The sequence below is a fragment of the Exiguobacterium sp. SH4S7 genome, from assembly GCF_004336795.1.
GTDB classification, from domain to species: domain Bacteria; phylum Bacillota; class Bacilli; order Exiguobacteriales; family Exiguobacteriaceae; genus Exiguobacterium; species Exiguobacterium aurantiacum_A.
In genome coordinates, this window is the sequence record NZ_SJUT01000012.1 from 14,686 (window position 1) to 34,485 (window position 19,800).

At 53.2% G+C, this 19,800-nt stretch carries 18 protein-coding genes; all 18 read right to left on the bottom strand.

The window, feature by feature from the left end; all coding sequences use genetic code 11:
- Positions 1-37 precede the first annotated feature (37 nt).
- Positions 38-2,440 carry a YhgE/Pip domain-containing protein gene (locus tag EVJ29_RS14540; protein WP_236633564.1) on the bottom strand — a complete coding sequence of 801 codons (2,403 nt, stop codon included), beginning with the start codon at positions 2,438-2,440 and terminating at the stop codon, positions 38-40.
- A gap of 199 nt (positions 2,441-2,639) precedes the next feature.
- Entirely contained in the window at positions 2,640-3,194 is a 555-nt protein-coding gene (locus EVJ29_RS14545; RefSeq protein WP_070329375.1) for a S1 domain-containing RNA-binding protein, read from the bottom strand.
- A gap of 75 nt (positions 3,195-3,269) precedes the next feature.
- Complete coding sequence (locus tag EVJ29_RS14550) at positions 3,270-3,644, bottom strand: FtsB family cell division protein (protein ID WP_071398636.1); 375 nt, start codon at positions 3,642-3,644, stop codon at positions 3,270-3,272.
- 45 nt (positions 3,645-3,689) lie between these two features.
- Positions 3,690-3,962 carry an RNA-binding S4 domain-containing protein gene (locus tag EVJ29_RS14555; RefSeq protein WP_070329377.1) on the bottom strand — a complete coding sequence of 91 codons (273 nt, stop codon included), beginning with the start codon at positions 3,960-3,962 and terminating at the stop codon, positions 3,690-3,692.
- Positions 3,959-5,374 carry a nucleoside triphosphate pyrophosphohydrolase gene (gene mazG, locus EVJ29_RS14560; protein WP_131444162.1) on the bottom strand — a complete coding sequence of 472 codons (1,416 nt, stop codon included), beginning with the start codon at positions 5,372-5,374 and terminating at the stop codon, positions 3,959-3,961. Before mazG ends, EVJ29_RS14555 begins: the two co-directional genes overlap by 4 nt.
- Position 5,375: 1 nt before the next feature.
- Complete coding sequence (locus EVJ29_RS14565) at positions 5,376-6,923, bottom strand: polysaccharide biosynthesis protein (RefSeq protein ID WP_131466518.1); 1,548 nt, start codon at positions 6,921-6,923, stop codon at positions 5,376-5,378.
- Positions 6,907-10,434: a transcription-repair coupling factor gene (mfd, locus tag EVJ29_RS14570; RefSeq protein WP_131466516.1), complete on the bottom strand. Its 3,528-nt coding sequence runs from the start codon at positions 10,432-10,434 to the stop codon at positions 6,907-6,909. Before mfd ends, EVJ29_RS14565 begins: the two co-directional genes overlap by 17 nt.
- A gap of 45 nt (positions 10,435-10,479) precedes the next feature.
- Positions 10,480-11,037, bottom strand: coding sequence for an aminoacyl-tRNA hydrolase (pth, locus tag EVJ29_RS14575; protein WP_070329381.1), 558 nt, complete (start codon positions 11,035-11,037; stop codon positions 10,480-10,482).
- A 55-nt stretch (positions 11,038-11,092) separates the two neighbouring features.
- Complete coding sequence (locus tag EVJ29_RS14580; RefSeq protein ID WP_016509622.1) at positions 11,093-12,049, bottom strand: ribose-phosphate diphosphokinase; 957 nt, start codon at positions 12,047-12,049, stop codon at positions 11,093-11,095.
- 45 nt (positions 12,050-12,094) lie between these two features.
- Positions 12,095-13,450 (bottom strand): bifunctional UDP-N-acetylglucosamine diphosphorylase/glucosamine-1-phosphate N-acetyltransferase GlmU, encoded by a 1,356-nt coding sequence (gene glmU / locus EVJ29_RS14585; protein ID WP_070329382.1) that lies wholly within the window; start codon positions 13,448-13,450, stop codon positions 12,095-12,097.
- A 183-nt stretch (positions 13,451-13,633) separates the two neighbouring features.
- Positions 13,634-13,933 (bottom strand): septation regulator SpoVG, encoded by a 300-nt coding sequence (gene spoVG / locus EVJ29_RS14590; protein ID WP_070329383.1) that lies wholly within the window; start codon positions 13,931-13,933, stop codon positions 13,634-13,636.
- 136 nt (positions 13,934-14,069) lie between these two features.
- On the bottom strand, positions 14,070-14,894 hold the full coding sequence (gene purR, locus EVJ29_RS14595) for a pur operon repressor (protein ID WP_071398630.1): 825 nt from the start codon (positions 14,892-14,894) through the stop codon (positions 14,070-14,072).
- 73 nt (positions 14,895-14,967) lie between these two features.
- Positions 14,968-15,831 carry a 4-(cytidine 5'-diphospho)-2-C-methyl-D-erythritol kinase gene (gene ispE / locus EVJ29_RS14600; protein ID WP_071398629.1) on the bottom strand — a complete coding sequence of 288 codons (864 nt, stop codon included), beginning with the start codon at positions 15,829-15,831 and terminating at the stop codon, positions 14,968-14,970.
- Between the two features lie 101 nt (positions 15,832-15,932).
- Entirely contained in the window at positions 15,933-16,169 is a 237-nt protein-coding gene (locus EVJ29_RS14605; RefSeq protein ID WP_070329386.1) for a Veg family protein, read from the bottom strand.
- Positions 16,170-16,252: 83 nt separating this feature from the next.
- Positions 16,253-17,131: a 16S rRNA (adenine(1518)-N(6)/adenine(1519)-N(6))-dimethyltransferase RsmA gene (gene rsmA / locus EVJ29_RS14610; RefSeq protein WP_071398628.1), complete on the bottom strand. Its 879-nt coding sequence runs from the start codon at positions 17,129-17,131 to the stop codon at positions 16,253-16,255.
- A complete protein-coding gene (gene rnmV / locus EVJ29_RS14615; protein WP_016510695.1) occupies positions 17,128-17,688 on the bottom strand; it encodes a ribonuclease M5 in 561 nt (186 codons plus the stop codon). Before rnmV ends, rsmA begins: the two co-directional genes overlap by 4 nt.
- The gene (locus tag EVJ29_RS14620; protein ID WP_236633565.1) at positions 17,681-18,985 is read right to left on the bottom strand and encodes a 3D domain-containing protein; all 1,305 of its coding nucleotides are present in this window, start codon (positions 18,983-18,985) and stop codon (positions 17,681-17,683) included. The genes rnmV and EVJ29_RS14620 overlap by 8 nt, the downstream gene beginning before the upstream one ends.
- A complete protein-coding gene (locus EVJ29_RS14625; RefSeq protein WP_131505314.1) occupies positions 18,985-19,752 on the bottom strand; it encodes a TatD family hydrolase in 768 nt (255 codons plus the stop codon). Before EVJ29_RS14625 ends, EVJ29_RS14620 begins: the two co-directional genes overlap by 1 nt.
- Positions 19,753-19,800: the final 48 nt, after the last annotated feature.

Consider the following 19,800-nt stretch of genomic DNA (forward strand, 5'->3'; position numbering starts at 1 on the left):
TTTCATACACTATACACGATTTTCGGTTGATTGTGCATCACGCTTCCGACGGAGCCGGTCGATATTTTTTCTTCCAAGCGATGCGGAAATATCCCCAGAGCAAGAAGAAGCAACCGACCGACACGAGCGCCAAGTATAGAATCGCCCCTTGTAAATAACTGAGCCCGTCCGCCGACAAAATCTCTTTATAGCCGGCCACCGTATACGTCATTGGAAGTAACGCGTTGAACGGCTGCAAGGCACGTGGAATCAATTCAAGCGGGAACGTCCCGGCCGACGTCGTCAATTGAAGAATCAATAAGACGATGGCAACGAACCGTCCCGGGTTCCCGAGCGTCGTGACGAGCAACTGAACAATCAATAAGAACGTAATACTGACGAGCCAGCTGAAACCGAAGAAGCGAAGCGGTGACTCGACCTCGAGTCCGAGCAACGCCATCATCGCCACGTTTAAGACGAGCGCCTGAACGAAACCGATGACGATTAATACGCCCGATTTCGATAACAACCAAGATAAACTCCGCTTCGGTTTGCCAGCCGGATCATAGAGCGGATAGACGATTGACAACAAGAGTGCCCCGACGAAGAGACCGAGCGACATGAAGTATGGTGCAAATCCTGTCCCGTAGTTCGGTACGTGATGAATCGAGTCGTTCACGATTTGAATCGGTCCCGCCATCATTTCAACGTTCTCATCGCTAATGTCGACGTCAGCCGCTTCCGCACCCGAGAGTAAGGCGTCACGAAGTTTTCCGTTCCCGGACTCTAGTTCAGTCAGACCTTCCGCCAGGTCCGAACTTCCAGAACCGAGTGTTTGGCCCCCTTCAGCCAGACGCGATGCCCCTTCAGCGAGGGTACCCGTTCCTTGACCCGCCGTTTTGACCCCGTTGGCGAGTTTCGTACTTCCTTCAGACAAGGCGAGCGTGGCGTCAGCCAATTGATCACTCCCCGACGCCAGTTCCGTCGTCCCGTCATGAAGCGTCGCCACCCCTTCGTTCAATTGAACGCTTGCCGATGCAAGTTCACCCGAACGATCCATCGCGGTTTTAGCACCTTGCTCGATTTGGCTTGACCCCTTGCTCAGCGCCGCGGCCCCGTTGACGAGCTGAGTCTGTCCGTCATTCAACGCAACCAATCCGGCTGCGAGCTCAGTGGCACCGGCTTCTGCTTGTCCCAACCCGTCTCCGAGTGCCGTTTGGCCTTCCGTGACACGAGACGCGCCCTCTGAAAGCGATGCGAAACCTGCTTCCGTTGCCTGCATACCTGTAGACAACTCAGCGACGATTGCTTGCAACATGTCTGGCGTTGCGGGCGTGCCTGATTCGGCGAGCGCAGACAACTTGGCGATCAGTTGCTCTTGCTGGCCTAACAACTCCGTTTTCATTTGGTCAATGCCAGCGGTGACACCTACCGTTCCCGCTACAAGTGCTTCGTTTCCGGCACTAGCCGCACTAAGCGCTTCTGCGAGTGTGCTCGAGCCGTTGACGAGTTGGCCGCTTCCGGCCTGTGCGTCCTCGAGTCCGGCTGCGAGTTCATGAATTCCAGCGTCAAGCTGTTGCGTCCCGCTATGCAACTCGCCTAACTTCGAAGAGAACGCGCTCGTTCCGTCGACGAGCTGAGTCGTACCGTCTTTTAGCACGGCGGCCCCGGCGTCGACACGATGGACACCGTCTGACAGCGTGGAACTCCCAGTTTGGATACGCTGGCTCCCGTCGACGAGATCAGCCGTCCCAGACTCAAGCGCACCGAGTCCGTCATCGAGCTTGGCTGCGCCGTCCGCTAGTTCCTGCTGTTTTGAAGCTAGCAGTCGCGAGCCGTCCGCTAGCTTAACGGCCCCTTCTTTAGCGGTCGTTGATCCGTCAGCAAGCTCCGTCGCACCGGTTGCGGCTTCATCTAATCCGTCAGCGACGGTTTTCAATCCGTCCCGCATGGCGTTGACATACTGTTTCGTCACTTCAGTCGACAGTTCGCCTTTCACTTGTTCCATCGCCGAACCTCCGATTTGAGCGGCGAGGAAGTTATACGACTCGTTCGCGATGTATCGAAGTTCCAATTGCTCAGGGTCAGCGGACAGCGCGCTCGTCGCTTTCTCTGAAAAGTCATCCGGGATTTCGATTGCCATGTAAAAGGCGTGATCTTGTAACCCGGCGTCCGCTTCTGCTTTCGACACTTCGACGAATTGGAACGCTTCCGAGGTCGTCAACTTATCGACGAGTTCGTCACCGACAGCGAGTTCCTCCCCTTCAAACGTGGCCCCTTGGTCATCATTGACGATCGCGACGGGCAAATCTTTCATTTGGCCGTAAGGGTCCCAAAATGCCCACAAGAACATGCCCGCATACATGAGCGGCACGAGCGCGACCGCGAGAATCGGAATCCATACCCGCGGATTTTTACCGATGCTCTGCCATTCTGCTTTCCACAACTTCCATCCGTTCATTTGTTTCTCCACCTTTACTTATAAAACATAACTATTTTTCATGTTCCCTATTGTGCTCGCTCCGTCGAAAAATTGCAACCTTTTTTAGTTATTTTTTATAACAAAAAAAGCGCCGACAATTGTCGCGCCATGAAAAAAAGCCACGGACCTGTGTCCGTGGCGTTATCGTTACGAGTAGAAGCTGATGGTTTACGAAGGGTTACCCGCGCTTGGCTCCACGTCCACCGCGTTTTGAATCAGTTTGACGCTTCAACGTTGTAAGGCGTTCGTCGCTATCTTTCAAGAACTTGGTCATCAACGTATCAAACGTTTCTGGCTCACGACGTACTTCACGACGTGCGCCGCCACCGCCACGGGGACCGCCGCCACCGCGTGGGCCACCGCCGCCGCGTGGACCTTGACCAGGACCACCTGGACGTGGACCGCCCGGACGTGGGCCACCTTGACCAGGGCCGCCTGAACTAGGGCCTCGTGAGAAGCGTTCGCCGGCTGGACGTTCTGGGCGTTCGCTAACAGGACGATCGACAGTTTTTTTGATAGACAACCCGATTTTGCCATCACTTTCGATGTTCAAGATTTTGACTGTGACTTCTTGACCGACCGTTAGGACTTCATTGATGTCTTTGACATAAGAATCTGCCACTTCACTGATGTGCACCAAACCCGTTTTTCCATTAGGGAGCTCTACGAACGCTCCGAAATGCGTAATCCCTGTAACCTTACCTTGTACCTTGCTTCCTACTTCAATTGACATAAAATAATGTACTCCTTTTTTTGAATGATTCCCTACAATTATACGAGTCGATTCGTCAACGGTCAACGAACCTACTTATTCCTCTGGTGAGAAGTAAAAAATAATCTCGCCATCTTTCGAGAACAACAGCTCGTTGCGCGCAAGATTGGCGATGTATTCTTCGTCTTGTAAACGTTCAACCTGCTCTTTTAGCTCCGCTTGTTCTTCCTTCGTTTCACGAAGCTCGACACGAGCCTCGTCTTGCTTTAGCTCTTGATCCGCTACATATCCGATCTTTGAGAAATAGCTCTGGCCGATGAAGACAATCAACAACAAAAAGACAAGTGAGGCCACGGCTAGGCGGCGTCGAAGATGGATACGTCGCCGGCTCTGTTCTTTTTCCAGCTGTTCTCTCCGTTCGTCGAGAGCCCGAATCCGCTGTTTGCGTTCCATCGGGTTACGTCCATTCATCGAATCACCTTCCTCTTGACCTATTATGTTCAGTATACCTTTTTTTTATGCTTCCGTACCACTGTTCACCTTTTCTTCTTTGATCAACCGGTACATTTCTTTCGCATCCTCTTTCCGGGCATGCTCGGCAATCGAATCGATAATGACCGTCACCAGCTTATTCCCGAATCGGATTTGGAGCTCATCACCGGCCTTGACGTCCGTACTGGCCTTGGCGACTTGGCCATTCAAGCGGATACGGCCTTGATCGGCCACTTCCTTCGCTAACGTCCGTCGTTTGATCAAGCGCGACACTTTCAAAAATTTATCTAGTCTCATAATCCCTTCTCCTTCGCTTCATCCCAAAGCCGATCCATCTGTTCGAGCGTCATGTCGCTGAGCGATCCGTTCGCTTCGATATATTCAAATCGTCTCTTGAATTTTTGATTGGTCCGTTCAAGTGCTTGTTCCGCGTTCAACCCGAAATAACGGGCTACGTTGACGACTGAGAACAGTACGTCCCCTAGTTCTTGTTCGTCTTCGGGACGGTCTCGCCACTCTTGTAACTCTTCTTCGAGCTTCTCGAACGCTCCGGTTACGTCATCCCACTCGAACCCGACTTGAGCCGCTTTCTTTTGGAGTTGCTCGGCACGCATTAACCCCGGTTGGGTCACGAGCACACCATCGAGCTGCGAATGTTTATTTTCCCCTTTTTCGTCTTGCTTAATCGCATTCCAGTTCGAAACCACGTCGTCGGCGTCTGCGACCGTCACGTCACCGAAGACGTGCGGATGGCGACGGACCATTTTCGTACTGATCGCGCCGATCACGTCACGAATGTTAAAGTACCCTTCGTCGGCCCCGATTTGCGCATGAAGCATGACTTGGAGCAATACGTCTCCGAGTTCTTCGATCATCGCATCATCGTCCTCTTCGTCGATCGCCTCGATCAACTCATACGCCTCTTCGAGTAAATATTTCCGCAGTGATGCGTGCGTCTGTTTTCGGTCCCATGGGCAGCCGTTCGGACCGCGGAGTGTCGCGATGATATCTGTCAACGTCGCAAACTCCCGCGCGAGGTGCGTCTCGTCAGTGAGTGGCGGGACATAGAGCGTCGTCAAATTGTCGACTTCAGCGACCCGGTCCATCTCGTAGAGCGGAACTTCGGAAATTCGCTCTCGTTTTGTTCCGGCCGCCGTGACGAGCTTGACAAGATGTTCGTCCGGATAACGTTCCATCAATTGTACTTTCACATCCCCGGCCACAAACCCGTCGTACACTTGACCGATTAACACGTGCTGCGTGACTTGGAGCCGTTCAACGTCGAGTGCGGTCGCATCGAGCAGTTGAAACCCATTGATCGGATCAATCTGGAGCGCCTGAAACATGGCGTCCAAAAAGCTCTGTCCGCCGAGGAACGTCACGTCCGCCCCTTGTTCGACGAGCAGTTCGACCGTCCGCTCGGCGACGAACGGATGGCCCGGGACCGCATATGTGATCGCCAGTTCGTCGCTCTTGTCGAGCAACGTCTCAACGATTTGTTTATAGACGGCCTCAAACGTATCGTTTGATTCGTAAATGTGGTCAAACGATTCAAAATGAACCCCTTCCGCCTCGAGCTCTTTGACGACCGGATGTTCTTTCGTGCGCAACCAGACGAGCGGTTGCTGTTTCAAATGACGATATACCCCGAGCGGAAGTTGCTCGAGTTCGCCGGAGCCGAGTCCGACGACGGTAATTCCATAACTCATATTAGGTCTCCTTTTTATCAATCAAATTGATGAGTCGATTTCCAAACGGAATCATCTCCCATTCTTCGATCGTCAGCACCTGTTCCCTGACCGCTCGCCAGACGTACAAAGCGCCGCCGCACACCACCATCAAACCGAGCCAACCGAGTGCGTTGACGCGGTTATATAGTGACTCAGACGCTAACGCGTTCAAACCGAGCAAGACGATGCCCATAGGTAGGACGGTCTTTAAGAGCAGTCCGTAATGGTGCAACCGAAACGTACCGAGCGGGATGTTCTGGTCGAGACGATTAAAATTAAAGGCCGCCATCGCTAAAAATGCGAGCGATGTACCGACTGCCGCCCCGTCAATCCCATAACGCGGAACGAGCAGCAAATTGATCGCAAACTTTACAATCATGGCAAACAGCATACCAAAAGCGGCCGTCCGCTCTTTGTCGATCGCTTGAAGGCACGTCATACTCGCGACTGCGAGCGAGGCCGCGAACGTACTCGTCGATAACAATACAAGCGCTCTTGTACCGTCAGCATTTTCAAACAACGCTACGTTCAAAGGCCACATGACGCCCATCAGCCCGATCGTTGCAGCCGCAGCGACCGTGGTCGTCACTCGAATCATCGAACTGAGGCCCGTTGCCGTCGCCGTGAGTCGCCCGGCCCGGTAATGGCGGACTAAGTTCGGCACGTTCGCCATCCCGAGTGCCGTGGTGAAGAGAATCGCAAACTGCACGAGCGGATAGCCACGGTCGAACACGCCTTTACTCACTTTGGCCGAATAATCGCCGCCCATCAAATTGACGATCGTGAATGAATCGACGAGTTGCATCCAAAGAATACCGAGCGACGCAAATCCGACCGCAAGCCCGCTCGTCAAGAGAACACGCAGTACGGCGCGCAGTGTTGCGGCACGGACCGCGACGATTCGGAACCCTTTCGCCCAAATCGATAAGACGACGACAGCAACACTCCCGCCGACTAACGTCGCCGCATAAGCATAGCGACTGAGTTCATATGCGTCACGTCCAAAGCGGACACCGACGAGCAGTGAGATGAGCAACACCGCGACCCGAATCAAGTTTTCAAGCACCTGCGACAGCGCGCTCGGTCGCAAGTCATCGATTGACTGAAACGACCCGCGCAGCACCGCAAGCGCAGGCATCAACAAGTAGCTGAGACTGATGACCCGGAGCGTCGTCGCCAGTTCGGGGTCACCGAGCAAGCGCGCGATGACAGGCGCAAGCGCGAACATCGCGACCACGAGGCCGACAGCGAGGCCGAGGAGCGCATAAAAACTGCCCCAGAGGACTTCTAACTTCTGTCTTGGACCTTGTGCCCCGACCCCGATTTTGGCAATCACGACCGGCATCGCGTAAATCCCGAGCGAGGCGACGATCGCCGCAAACGGATATACCGTCTGGTAAGCGTATAACCCAAAATCACCGGCAATGTTCTGATACGGGACCCGATAGGCAAAACTAATAAATTTTGAAATGTATCCTGCGAGCGCAAATAAAACGACACCTGTCGCAAACTTACTTGGCGTCCGCATGGACCACCAACCGCTTCACGAGTTCCTCAAGGACCGTGTCGGCATCATTCAACAGCTCGACAACTGGCATACGTCCGCTGAGTGACAGTTTGAGCGCCCCGTTGTCTTGCCCGACTCCGAGTTTTCGTCCGAGCGGCATCGTCCATTCCATGAACGACGGTACATCGAGTGCCGTCGTCGATTCCATCGATAGCACGATATCGATCCGCTCTGGTGACTGTTTGATCCGTGTCACTTTCGCCAGCTCCCCGTAAATGCGCAGACGCGTCAGTTGGATGAGCAACGCGACCGGTTCCGGGAATTCTCCGAACCGTTCGATCAGCTCGTCTTGAAGCGCGAACAATGCTTCTGGTGTATCGACATATTTGAAACGCTTATACATCTCGATCTTCAGTTCACTGTCCGACAAGTAATCGTCCGGAATGTAGGCATCCGCTTGGAACGTGACTTCCGGTTTGAAGACGACTTGTTTCGCTTGACCGCGCATGCGGTCTTTCCGCTCTTCGATTGCTTCTGACAGCATCTGTGAATACAGATCGAACCCGACCGAGTCGATGAACCCGGATTGTTGGGCACCGAGCAGGTTGCCGGCCCCGCGAATCGATAAGTCACGCATCGCGATCTTAAACCCGCTGCCGAGCTCGGTGAACTCTTTGATCGCTTGGAGGCGGCTCTCCGCAACTTCGGTCAATCGCTTGTCTTTCCGATACGTGAAGTACGCATACGCGATCCGGTTCGATCGGCCGACACGTCCTCGAAGCTGATACAGCTGCGACAGCCCCATCTTATCGGCGTCGTGCACGATGAGCGTGTTCACGTTCGGGATGTCGATGCCGGTCTCGATAATCGTCGTCGAGACGAGGACGTCGGCTTCTCCTTCAAGAAAACTGATGAGCTGACTTTCAAGCTCGGTCTCGGTCATCCGGCCGTGTGCCGTCGCAATACGGGCATCCGGCAACAGCGCCCGAATCTCTTCGGCTTTCCGCTCGATCCCTTCGACTCGGTTATATAAGAAGAACGCTTGGCCGCCACGGGCGAGCTCGCGCTCGAGCGCTTCTCGCAACACGATGCCGTCGTATTCCATGACGTACGTCTGAACCGGATAACGGTTCTCCGGCGGTGTCTCGAGGACAGATAAATCACGGATTCCGATCATCGACATATGAAGCGTCCGCGGAATCGGTGTCGCCGTCAGCGTCAAGACGTCGATGTTCGTCTTCAGCTGTTTCAGGCGCTCTTTATGCTTGACCCCGAACCGCTGTTCTTCATCGATGATGACGAGGCCGAGATCGGCGAACGTCACGTCTTTCGACAGCACGCGGTGCGTCCCGACGACGACGTCGATCGTTCCCTCTTTCAGTCCTTTTTTCGTCGCCGCCAGCTCACTCTTCGAGCGGAAACGGCTCATGACCGAGACGTTGATCGGGAATTCACTGAACCGTTCGAGCATCGTCTCATAATGTTGCTGCGCGAGCACCGTTGTCGGCACGAGGAACGCGACTTGTTTGCCCGCGAGCACCGACTTGAACGCCGCCCGAATCGCGACTTCGGTCTTGCCATATCCGACGTCGCCGCAAAGCAGGCGATCCATCGGGCGTGACCGTTCCATATCCGCCTTGATCTCGGCAATCGATCGAACTTGGTCTTCCGTCTCGGCGTACGGGAAGGTCGATTCGAACTGGCTCATCTCGTCATCGTCCGCCGGGAAGGCGAAGCCGACCGATGCCTCTCGGGCCGCATAAAGTTTGATCAACTCGTCGGCAATGTCTTCGACCGACTTGGCGACTTTTGATTTGACCTTCTTCCATTCCGTCCCACCGAGTTTATAAATCTTCGGCTCTTTCCCTTCGGCCCCGACGTACTTTTGGACGAGGTCGATTTGATCGACCGGCACGTAAAGCGCGTCATCCCCGGCGTACACGAGATGGAGGTAATCTTGATGGATCCCACCGACTTCGATCGTTTTGATCCCTAAGTATTTCCCGATCCCGTGATGGATATGAACGACATGATCATTCGGCTTCAGCTCTTGATAACTCTTGATCCGTTCGGCGTTCGTCAAATTCTTCGTCTGCCGTTTCCGTTTCGTGACCCGCTTGAACAGTTCCGTTTCCGAGACGACGACGAGGCGGCTCGTCGATAACTCGAATCCGCCTTCGACCTGTCCGATCATGACGTGGACATGGCGTGGCAACAGCTCCCCGTCAACATTCGTGAACGTAGACGGGATCCCGTAGTCTTCAAGGAGCGCCACGACTTTGTCTGCCCGCATTTGATCCCCGGCGAGGAAAACGATCCGGTGATCACTTTGTTGCCACCGCTCGACTTCTTGCTTCAACAAGTGCATCTGTCCGTGGAAGGCAGGGAGCGGGCGGCAACTGAGATGGACCGTATTCGTCTCCGGGATCCCCGAACGCCGTGATGGCAGCAGCGAGAACGCGACTTGTTTCAAGCTTCGGAACACTTTGTGCATCGGCACGGCGAGCGTATAGTTGCTGACCGACTCCCCGCGTTCGATCAGTGACGAGAACCATTCGGCCTCTTCACGGTCTTGCACGTCCGCCGCGTCCTCGATGCGGGCCACTTCGTCCAACATGAGGACCGAATCAGCACCCACATAGTCAAGCAGCGTCGACGTATAAAGTAGCGGCGTGTACTTCCCGAGCTTCTCCGGTACATCACCGCGCCCGAACTGCTCGATGTCGCGGGCGATACCTGATTCAAGCGCTTGTCGAATCGTCTCGGTTTCAATCAGCTCGAGCGTCCGGTCGTATTGCCGTTCGAGCGCTTGCCCGGCTTTTTTCAACTGTTCGACCGATGCGACGAACTCGGTCGCCGGCGTGATGACCGCTTCCGAAACGACACCTAACGACCGTTGCGTCTCCGCATCGAACGTGAAGACGGAATCGACTTCCGTGTCGAACAAATCAATTCGATACGGTCTCGCTTCCGTGAGCGGATAGACGTCAAGAATGCTGCCGCGGACCGAAAACTCACCCGGTGCCGTCACCGTGGCCGTCCGCTCGTAACCAAGTTCAATCAGTGTTGAGGCAAACGGCTTTAAATCAAGTTCTTGCCCTGGTTTGATCGTCCGATGACTCGACAGCCAATCGGTCGGACTCGGTACGAAACGACGCAAGCCACCGAGCGGGACGACAAGGACGCCTCCCTCTTCGGTCAGGAGACGTGTTCTGGCTTCGATTCGCGCGGCGAGGAGCTCGGGACTGGATGTGAGCGACAGTTCACCGGCGAGCGTCTCGTCAATCGGATAGAGCAACGTCTTGCTCGGTCCGACAAGCGGCTCAAGCTGGTCGAACATCTTTTGGGCTTGGTACATGTTATGGGTGACGACAACGAGACGGCGTGTCGACTGTTTCGCCAAACCGGCCAAAACGAGCGCTTTGGCACTTGTCGTCAATCCCGTGACGAGTTGACGGTCGACTTTAGGCAACCGGTCTCGAATCACGTTCGTCTCCGGCAGTGTCACCATAAATCTCTCTAAAGCGTTCATTTGTTTTCCTCCACCTTATACGACAAAAAAGGGTGCTGTGACCCTTTAGTTATATCGATTCATGAGCGCGACCCAGTCCGTGTCCACAAAATCTGTTGCGGCAGCCACGGCTTGGTCGAGCGTATCGTTCAATTCGGACATATCTTCTTTTCGATAACTCATCAGTACCCAATCAACAACTTTGATCGGGTGCGGCGGACGTCCAACGCCAAGCTTAAGCCGTTTAAAATCCATCGTCCCGAGGTGCTGAATCAATGACTTGATGCCATTATGTCCACCGGCACTCCCTTTCGGACGCAGGCGGAGTTTGCCTGGGACCATGTCTAAATCATCATAGATGACGAGTAAATCGTCGATATCGATTTTATAGTAATCGAGAATCGGACGGACCGCTTCACCTGATAGATTCATGTACGTGAGCGGTTTGACGAGGACGACCCGCTCTCCATTGATTCTTCCCGTTCCAATGACTGCTTTAAACTTGGCTTCGTCAAGCGTGATCCCGTGCTTGTCCGCTAACCGATCAATTGCTAAAAACCCGATATTATGACGGGTCATTCCATATTTCTTACCCGGATTCCCGAGACCGACGATACATTTCATCATGTTCCTCCTGAACAAAAAAGCCCAAAGGCGAACGCCTTCGGGCCTCGTTTTTTTAATCGAACAGCGTGCTCACCGATTTGTGCTCGTGGACACGCATGATCGCTTCCCCAAGCAAACGGGCAACCGACATCTGCTTGATTTTGCTCGAGTACTCGCGACCAGTCAAATCGATCGTGTTAAGGACGACGAGTTCTTTGATTGACGAGTTGTCGATTCGCTCCATTGCCGGGCCAGACAGAACCGGGTGGGTACATGAAGCGTATACTTCTTTTGCTCCCGCTTGGACAATTGCGTCTGCTGCGAGTGTGATCGTACCGGCCGTGTCGATGATATCATCGATCAAGATGGCTGTTTTGCCTTCAACGCTGCCAACGATGTTCATGACTTCGGCCACGTTCGCTTCCGGGCGTCGTTTGTCGATGATGGCGATTGGTGCTTTCAAACGTTCTGCGAGCTTCCGCGCGCGCGTGACACCGCCGTGATCTGGTGAGACGACGACGATATCTTTTGCTTTGAACTCATCTGTCTCGAAATACGTCGAGATGAGCGGGACACCTAACAATTGGTCTACTGGAATATTGAAGAAACCTTGGATTTGAGCGGCGTGCAAGTCCATTGTGATGACGCGTGTCGCTCCGGCTACCGTAAGCAGATCGGCAACGAGTTTCGCTGTGATCGGCTCACGCGACCGTGCTTTACGGTCTTGGCGTGCGTAACCATAGTATGGGATGACGACGTTGATCGTGCGAACCGAGGCCCGTTTCAGCGCATCGATCATCACGAGCAATTCCATGAGCGTTTCATTCACTGGTGAGCTCGTCGATTGGATGATGTACACATCGTCGCCTCGGACGCTCTCCTCGATATTGATGTAAAGTTCTCCGTCGCTAAACCGCTTCACTTGGCAGTCGCTGAGTGGGACACCGATTTCTTTGGCAATTTCTTCAGCTAACGGGCGGTTCGAGTTTAAGCTAAATAGGCGAATTTCACGTTCATATACAGTAGACATGTTTAGGATTCTCCTCCATCGTTTTCCATAGTAATAGGCAGCAACTTAGCGTTTCGTGTAACCTTCTTTGTTCGTTTGACGCTCGCGCGCAATCGCGAGAGCTTCTTCAGGGACATCGTTTGTAATCGTTGAACCGGCAGCGACGATCGCACCTTTCCCGACTGTTACCGGGGCAATCAAGTTGACGTTACATCCGACAAACGCGTCTGCTTCAACGACCGTCTCAAACTTATTCTTACCATCATAGTTGACCGTGATCGATCCACATCCGAGATTGACACGTTCACCGATCGAGGCATCTCCGATATAGCTGAGATGCGATGCTTTCGCACCGTCCCCGAACGTTGATTTTTTGATTTCCACGAAATTGCCGACGCGCGTATTGGCGCCAAGGACTGCTTGTTGACGAAGGTGGGCGAACGGCCCAACTTGCGCATGACTTCCGACACGGCTATCACTGAGTACCGATTGACGAACGGTCGCACCGTCTTCAATCACACTGTTGCGGATGTCCGAGTTCGGTCCGATCACGCACTCCGAACCGATGACCGTCTTGCCAAGAATGACTGTCCCTGGGTAGATGATCGTATCTGATCCGATGACGGCGTCCGGCGAAATGTATGTCGAGGCCGGGTCCATGAAGGTCACACCTTCACGCATAAGGCGTTCGTTCGTCCGCTTGCGCATGAGTGTTTCAGCCTGCGCGAGAGCGACGCGATCGTTGACACCGATCGTCTCACCGAACGTCGGCGCGGTATGGGCCGCGACAACTTCGCCTGCTTCTTTCGCAATCGCGATGACGTCTGGCAAGTAATACTCACCTTGAACGTTATCGTTACCGACTTGTTTGAGGGCATCAAACAATAATTCGTTGTCAAACACGTAAGTTCCCGTATTGATTTCAAGAATCGCTTGCTCTGCAGCAGAGGCGTCTTTATGTTCGACGACTTTCGTCACGTTACCGTCTTCTCCACGGATGACACGACCATAACCGGTCGCATCGTCAGCGATCGCCGTCAGTACCGTTACTTTCGCTTGCTGCGCCTCATGATGGGCAAGGAGCGCCTCCAACGTTTCCGCTGTGAGAAGTGGTGTGTCACCACAGACGACAAGCGTCGCACCTGATTTACCAGCGAGCTCAGCTTCTGCCATTTGAACCGCATGGCCCGTTCCAAGTTGCTGTTCTTGGACCGCGTACTCGACGCGCGAGCCTAGCGTCTCTTGTACCGCTTCAGCCCCGTGACCGACGATGACGATTTGACGACTGACCCCGATTTTGTCGAGTTGGTCGACGACATGTTCGACCATCGGTTTTCCAAGGACCGGATGAAGCACTTTATAGAGCTTAGACTTCATACGCGTCCCTTTACCTGCTGCCAAAATGACTGCAAAACGATCCATTCTTGATTCGCCCCTATCTTAATCGACTGTTTTTATTCAATCGTTCGGTTTTTTCTATATTTAAATCCTGAATACACCGTTTCTACTATATCGAAACCGTGACGCGGTTTCAACCGTTGTAACCATTCGTAACTAATCAAACGCAAAAAGGCAGCGGAAGGGTCCCCATCCGCTGTCGAGTCATTATTCGTTTATACCGTTGTATGATTCCTGTGCTTCGTAAGTGGAAACATCGACCGTGCCGTAGGCTTCGAGCACAGCCGCCTCGACTTTTTGGCGCATATCTCCATTGATCGGGTGAGCGATGTCTCGGAAAATGCCTTCCGGCGTTCGTTTACTCGGCATCGCGACGAAGAGCCCGGTGCTTCCTTCGATGATTCGAAGGTCATGCACGACAAACTCTTGGTCAAGCGTGATTGAAGCGAGCGCCTTCATCCTACCTTCCGTCGTCACTTTGCGAATTTTTACGTCTGTGATCTGCATGTTTCGCATCCCCTTTTCTTCGTTGTCTATGCCATGGTGTACTTTCACTAAAAGGTTAAAGTGATTCAAGCGAACCGATTGACTCCGTATGACTGATATACCCTCTCATCATAAAACGAAATCAAATTTTTGCCAATCACTTTAAGAACTGTTCGACGTTACCGCGTGAAATTGTGACGAGTCCTTCATCTGCATCAACGTTCGTCAACTTCATCAAGCTGACGTACTCACTTACCATTTTCTTCTCGGCACCTTCGGCTTCCATCAAGACACCGACACCCGCGAGGTTTGCCTCGAACTCATTCAACAGGCTCATCATCCCACGGATCGTCCCGCCTGCTTTCATAAAGTCATCGATGAGCAAGACGTTTGCGCCTCGTGGCAAGCTTCGACGGGCGAGCGCCATCGTACGGATCGCTTTTGACGAGCCGGAAACGTAATTGATACTGACGGTCGACCCTTCCGTGACACGGCTGTCGGACCGGACGATGACGAACGGAACACCTAATTGCTCAGCGACCGCGTAGGCGAGCGGAATCCCTTTTGTCGCAATCGTCATGACGACGTCGACTTTACGGTCCGCAAACACCGAGGCAAAGATTTGTCCCATCGGTTTCACTTGACGCGGATTACCAAGCACGTCGGTTAAGTATAAATAGCCTCCCGGAAGCAGACGCTCCGGTTTCGACAGTTGATCGCACAAGCTATCGATCATCGATAGCGACTTGTCTTTGCTCCACCCTGGAATGAACATGACTCCCCCGGCCGCACCTGGGACGGTAATCAATTTCCCGGTACCGTCGTGGGCGAGCATTTCACTGACGATGACTAAATCTTCACTGATCGATGATTTAGCAGACTGATAGCGGCTCGAAAACATCGATAACGAGACGAGCTGATGTGGATGGTCAAGCATATAACGGGTCATATCGACGAGACGACCACTTCTACGAATTTTCATACGGATTCCCCTTCACTTTGTCAATAATAGACGAATGTTCTAAACAGAATATATCACTTTCATTCGTCTTTGTTCAATGTTTTTTGCCGAGAATCCGAACGACGAACACTTCCGGACAAAATCCTTTCAGTCCGTTATAGACGCGGTGCGCTTTTTGCTCGTGCTCGATGAGCGCGAATACAGTCGGGCCGCTGCCGCTCATCAACACGCCATCAGCACCACAATGCAGCATCGTCTCTTTGATTTGACGGACTTCGGGATGCAGTTCAAGCGTGACACCTTCAAGCGCGTTACCGAGGTTCGCACAAATTCCGTCAAAGTCCCGTTCACGAATCGCTTTAACCATCGCCGCAGTGTCTGGATGGACGATTTTCTCCATCTGAACGGCTCGATACACGTCAGCCGTCGATACACCGAGCTTCGGCTTCGCCAACACGACATAGCACGGCGGCGGTGACGGAATCGTCTCTAATATCTCACCGCGGCCCCGGGCGATCGCGGTTCCACCCATCACACAAAACGAGACGTCTGAACCGACCGCGGCTCCGAGCTCTGCTAACTCCTCGAGCGTCAAACCAAGCTCGAACAGTTCGTTCATTCCCCGAAGCGTCGCCGCCGCATCACTTGATCCTCCGGCGAGCCCTGCTGCGACCGGGATTTGTTTATCGAGGACGATTTCGACTCCTTCTGCGATGTCGAACCGCTTCCGCAACAAATCGGCCGCACGGTAAGCTAAGTTCCGATGATCGCTCGGGACATAGGCGTGCTCAGACTGGATTCGAATCTCATCCGTATCGAGTACGGTCAATTCGAGCCGGTCGGACAAGTCCACTGTCGTCATCACCATTTCTACTTCATGATAGCCGTCCGTCCGCTTCCCGAGGACGTCTAGTGTCAAATTGATTTTTGCCGGCGCTTTCACACTGATCGTACGCATATCGTTCACCCTTCCCAATGTATCTCCTGTTCGCCATTGTACCGTAAACGGACGCACAAAAAAAGAAGCAGCTGCCAATGCATCCGCCCCTCATTTATCGATCAATTACTGAATTCAATTTTAACTGTATCCGTTAGGACATCAGCGTAGCTATAAGAGACACGTTCCACGTTGTGATGCTCTTCATCCAACTTGACAACGAACACCGCGGGATACGTCTCAACGAGCGTTCCAAACCGAGTAACGACTTTCTTACGACCGCCGTTTGCTTTCAACGTCAATCGTTCTCCAACATGTGATTCGAGTTTTTGTCTGATTTCTTGCAACGTCTTTGGCATACGCTTCACCTCACTGTTACAAGTATAGCATATTCTAAAACGGAAATAAAGAGTAAATATTATAGCGACTCGCTATCCAGTCGTCAACTATTTTTAAGTGGTAAAATTGTGTCTGCTAAGCGTGCAAACTCTTGAAGCGAAAGCGTTTCGCCTCGCCGTTTCGGGTCGATTCCCGCTTCATTCAAGAGACGTTCAAGGTCTACTTTTTTATCTTTGCCGAGATGATTCGTCAAGTTGTTCAAAATCGTTTTTCGACGTTGCGCGAAACTAGCGCGGGCGATTTCAAAGAAAAAGGCTTCGTCTTCGACATCGACAGCCGGGCGCGGACGCATCTTGAGCGTGATCACGGCCGAGTCGACGTTTGGAGCCGGCATGAACACGCTTTTCGGTACGATAAAGCTTACACTCGCTTCCGCATAATACTGGATCGCGATTGATAACGAACCGTACGCTTTCGTGCCAGGTTTCGCCCCGATGCGCTCAGCCACTTCTTTTTGAATCATCATGACGAGCGAACGGAATTTGATCCGGCTCTCGAGCAAACGCATGATAATCGGCGTCGTCACATAATATGGCAAGTTGGCGACGACCGCGATATCGTCAATCCCTTCACTCAAGAACTCACGTTCCACGATGCTGCGAATGTCGAGCTCGAGCGCGTCCCCATGAATGACGTGAACGTTCGGGTAAGGCGCCATCGTGTCTTCAAGGATCGGTAGAAGGCGTTGATCGATTTCAAGCGCGACCACTTTTTGCGCCCGCTTGGCCGATTGTTCCGTCAACGAGCCGATTCCCGGACCGATCTCGAGCACACCGCTCGCTTCACCTAGTTCTGCGGCGTCGACGATTTTATTTAATATATTCAAGTCGATTAAAAAGTTTTGTCCGAGCGACTTTTTGAATGAGAAGCCGTGACGTTGTAAAATCGCTTTCGTGCGATGAATCGTTGCAATATCTTTCAATGATTTTCCTCCTCTAACTGAGCGAGTGCCCGCTCCCATTCCTCGATGGTCACGCGCAACGCTTCGACTCGTTTCACAAATTGTTTGGCGTTCGGTTCCCCGATGCGGAGCAAGACGCCAAGACGCTTGCGACGAGTTGCGGCATCCGCTCCACCGATCAAATCGGCCTCGAGCACCATTTGTCGCGTGACGAGTGGCTCGTCCGTCTCAACTCGTGTTTCATAAACCGCCTCGAGCACACGACGGATTGTCGCAGGTGTCGCGTGTTCGACGCCGATTTTCCCTCGTTTGTCTTTCGCCTCGGCCCGAGGGAGGTAGGCGTGTTTACAGCCCTTCACTTGCTCTTCGACGATGGCCCGGATCCGGTCGCCCGGATAGTCCGGATCGGTCAAGATGATGACACCGCGTGTCTCCTGGGCACGTTTGATCCGTTCGATCGTCTGTTTTGACACGGCCGACCCGTTCGTTTCAATCGTGTCGACGTCGTACACTTCTTGAAGCCGGGTTGTATCATCGCGTCCTTCGACGACGATCACTTCTTGTATTTTCTCACGCATTGTCAGTTCCTTCTTTCTCTTCTTGCTTCGGGATCACCCAAATCGTCAGTGGCTTACGACCAAACGTGACCGCTTCCTCTTTCGTATCCATCATGATATCGATAATATTGCCTTTAATCGCGCTGCCTGTATCGAGAGCGATCGCCATGCCAAACCCTTCGATATAGACGCGGGTTCCGAGCGGGATGACGGCCGGGTCGACCGCAATGATCCGCATTCCTTCATAAAGGATCGTATCCGTCACGTCATAGCCGCTGCGCGTCAGTACTCTGCCGTCATACGTCACGGTGTCTTCTGCATTGTTCGTATAGGCGGTGGCCTCGACGAGGAGTTGTTTGGCTGATGTGAAGTCGAGGACATCGTCGGCCCGAGGCGTTTCCTCGATTTTGATTTCCGCTTCCTCGCGGAATGGACTTGTCGAGTCAACGGTCTCAGTCGGCGCTTCGGCTGCTTCAAACTCGGCTTCGCGCTCGGTTGCGACTTTCGTACCGACCTTAATGATTTGCGGTCGCACTGTCTGCACCATTTCGACGTCTGTCTCGGTCCGATTTGTAATTGTACCATTTTCAACTGTCAGTGCATACCGCGTCCGCTCTAGACCAGGGACGCCGACTTGTGACACTTCGGTCGTCCCGGCTGCAAGTGTCGCATCCTCTTCTTCAATGATCTCGAACGGGATTAAGCGGTTCTCATATTGAACGACGTCTCGGCTCATGTTGACGGTGATCGTCATCCCATCACGCACTTCGGCCGTGAGCGCCGGAACGACCGTATCTTTATCTGAAATCTCAATTCGGGCTTCTCGTAACGCCTCTTCCACGGTCGATGCCATCGTATAAACTTTTGTCGCATCATCTCCTATGATCAAATCAAGCGCCACGACCGGCTGATAGCGAATCGTCATGCCTGACGTGATCGGTGTTCTGACCGACGGATAGACATCATCACCTTCTCGCACGCTCACACCGTATCGGAGCAGGACATCACCAACGGTCCGCTCACGGGTATCGATCGTCTCCATTTGACCGTAACCGATCTGGAGCGACACCGTTTGGGCCCGTTCGATATGAATGACACGCTCCGGCGGGATGTCCGCACTGAGCGCCGGCGTCACATAGTCAGCCTCATCGATCGTGATCCCGGCCTCGGCGAGCACTTCGATGACCGAATCAGCCTGTGTATCGTGCTCAATCTTGACACCGTTATCGATAATCGTAATCTTCTCCGGCTGCATCATCATGTAGGCGAAGACGGCAACGACAATGACGCCTACACTCAACACAAAACGTCTAATCATCATGGAAGTCGGAACAGCCGTTTCGCATTGGCGGTCGTAGCCTCGGCGAGTGCTTCGTAAGGCATGCCGCGGAGCGCTGCAATCTCTTCAGCGACGTAAGTGACGTATGCCGGCTCATTTCGTTTACCGCGGAACGGTGTCGGCGTCAAATAGGGACAATCCGTCTCGACAAGAAGACGGTCGAGCGGTACTTGCTGCGCCACTTGCTTCGGCACTTTGGCGTTTTTGAACGTCACCGGTCCGCCGAGCGAGATATAAAAATTCAGCTTTAAACAGCGTTCGAGCAATTCGACAGACATGCTGTGACTATGAAACACGCCGCCGACAACTTCCGCGTGCTCTTCTTCTAGCAGATCGAGCACGTCCGCCGTCGCTTCGCGGTTGTGGATGACGATCGGCATGTTCGTCCGCTTCGCGATTGCGATTTGCTGACGGAACACACGCTGCTGTACATCTTTCGGTGACTTGTCCCAATGATAATCAAGGCCGATTTCCCCGAGTGCCATCACTTTAGGATGTGCCATAAGCGCTTCAATTCGGGCGAGTTCAGCTTCGGTGCAGTCAATCGCGTCGACCGGATGCCAGCCAACGATGGCGTAGACGTCCTCATACGCCTCAGCCAACTCAATGGCACGGTCAATCGTAGGTGTATCGAATCCGACGACGAGCATCGGCGAGACGCCGGCAGTGCGAGCACGCTCGATTGTCGCCTCGACATCTTCATTGAACTGCTCAGCGTTAATATGGGTGTGCGTATCAATCAACATGATGCATCCTCCTTATTTAGACAAAGAGAGGGAGACCGAAGTCTCCCT

Bases quoted from the DNA above. Each gene is read 5' to 3' on its own strand.
- EVJ29_RS14540 (WP_236633564.1), bottom strand. From the start codon at position 2,440: ATGAACGGATGGAAGTTGTGGAAAGCAGAATGGCAGAGCATCGGTAAA.
- EVJ29_RS14545 (WP_070329375.1), bottom strand. From the start codon at position 3,194: ATGTCAATTGAAGTAGGAAGCAAGGTACAAGGTAAGGTTACAGGGATT.
- EVJ29_RS14550 (WP_071398636.1), bottom strand. From the start codon at position 3,644: ATGAATGGACGTAACCCGATGGAACGCAAACAGCGGATTCGGGCTCTC.
- EVJ29_RS14555 (WP_070329377.1), bottom strand. From the start codon at position 3,962: ATGAGACTAGATAAATTTTTGAAAGTGTCGCGCTTGATCAAACGACGG.
- mazG (WP_131444162.1), bottom strand. From the start codon at position 5,374: ATGAGTTATGGAATTACCGTCGTCGGACTCGGCTCCGGCGAACTCGAG.
- EVJ29_RS14565 (WP_131466518.1), bottom strand. From the start codon at position 6,923: ATGCGGACGCCAAGTAAGTTTGCGACAGGTGTCGTTTTATTTGCGCTC.
- mfd (WP_131466516.1), bottom strand. From the start codon at position 10,434: ATGAACGCTTTAGAGAGATTTATGGTGACACTGCCGGAGACGAACGTG.
- pth (WP_070329381.1), bottom strand. From the start codon at position 11,037: ATGAAATGTATCGTCGGTCTCGGGAATCCGGGTAAGAAATATGGAATG.
- EVJ29_RS14580 (WP_016509622.1), bottom strand. From the start codon at position 12,049: ATGTCTACTGTATATGAACGTGAAATTCGCCTATTTAGCTTAAACTCG.
- glmU (WP_070329382.1), bottom strand. From the start codon at position 13,450: ATGGATCGTTTTGCAGTCATTTTGGCAGCAGGTAAAGGGACGCGTATG.
- spoVG (WP_070329383.1), bottom strand. From the start codon at position 13,933: ATGCAGATCACAGACGTAAAAATTCGCAAAGTGACGACGGAAGGTAGG.
- purR (WP_071398630.1), bottom strand. From the start codon at position 14,894: ATGAAAATTCGTAGAAGTGGTCGTCTCGTCGATATGACCCGTTATATG.
- ispE (WP_071398629.1), bottom strand. From the start codon at position 15,831: ATGCGTACGATCAGTGTGAAAGCGCCGGCAAAAATCAATTTGACACTA.
- EVJ29_RS14605 (WP_070329386.1), bottom strand. From the start codon at position 16,169: ATGCCAAAGACGTTGCAAGAAATCAGACAAAAACTCGAATCACATGTT.
- rnmV (WP_016510695.1), bottom strand. From the start codon at position 17,688: ATGCGTGAGAAAATACAAGAAGTGATCGTCGTCGAAGGACGCGATGAT.
- EVJ29_RS14620 (WP_236633565.1), bottom strand. From the start codon at position 18,985: ATGATTAGACGTTTTGTGTTGAGTGTAGGCGTCATTGTCGTTGCCGTC.
- EVJ29_RS14625 (WP_131505314.1), bottom strand. From the start codon at position 19,752: ATGTTGATTGATACGCACACCCATATTAACGCTGAGCAGTTCAATGAA.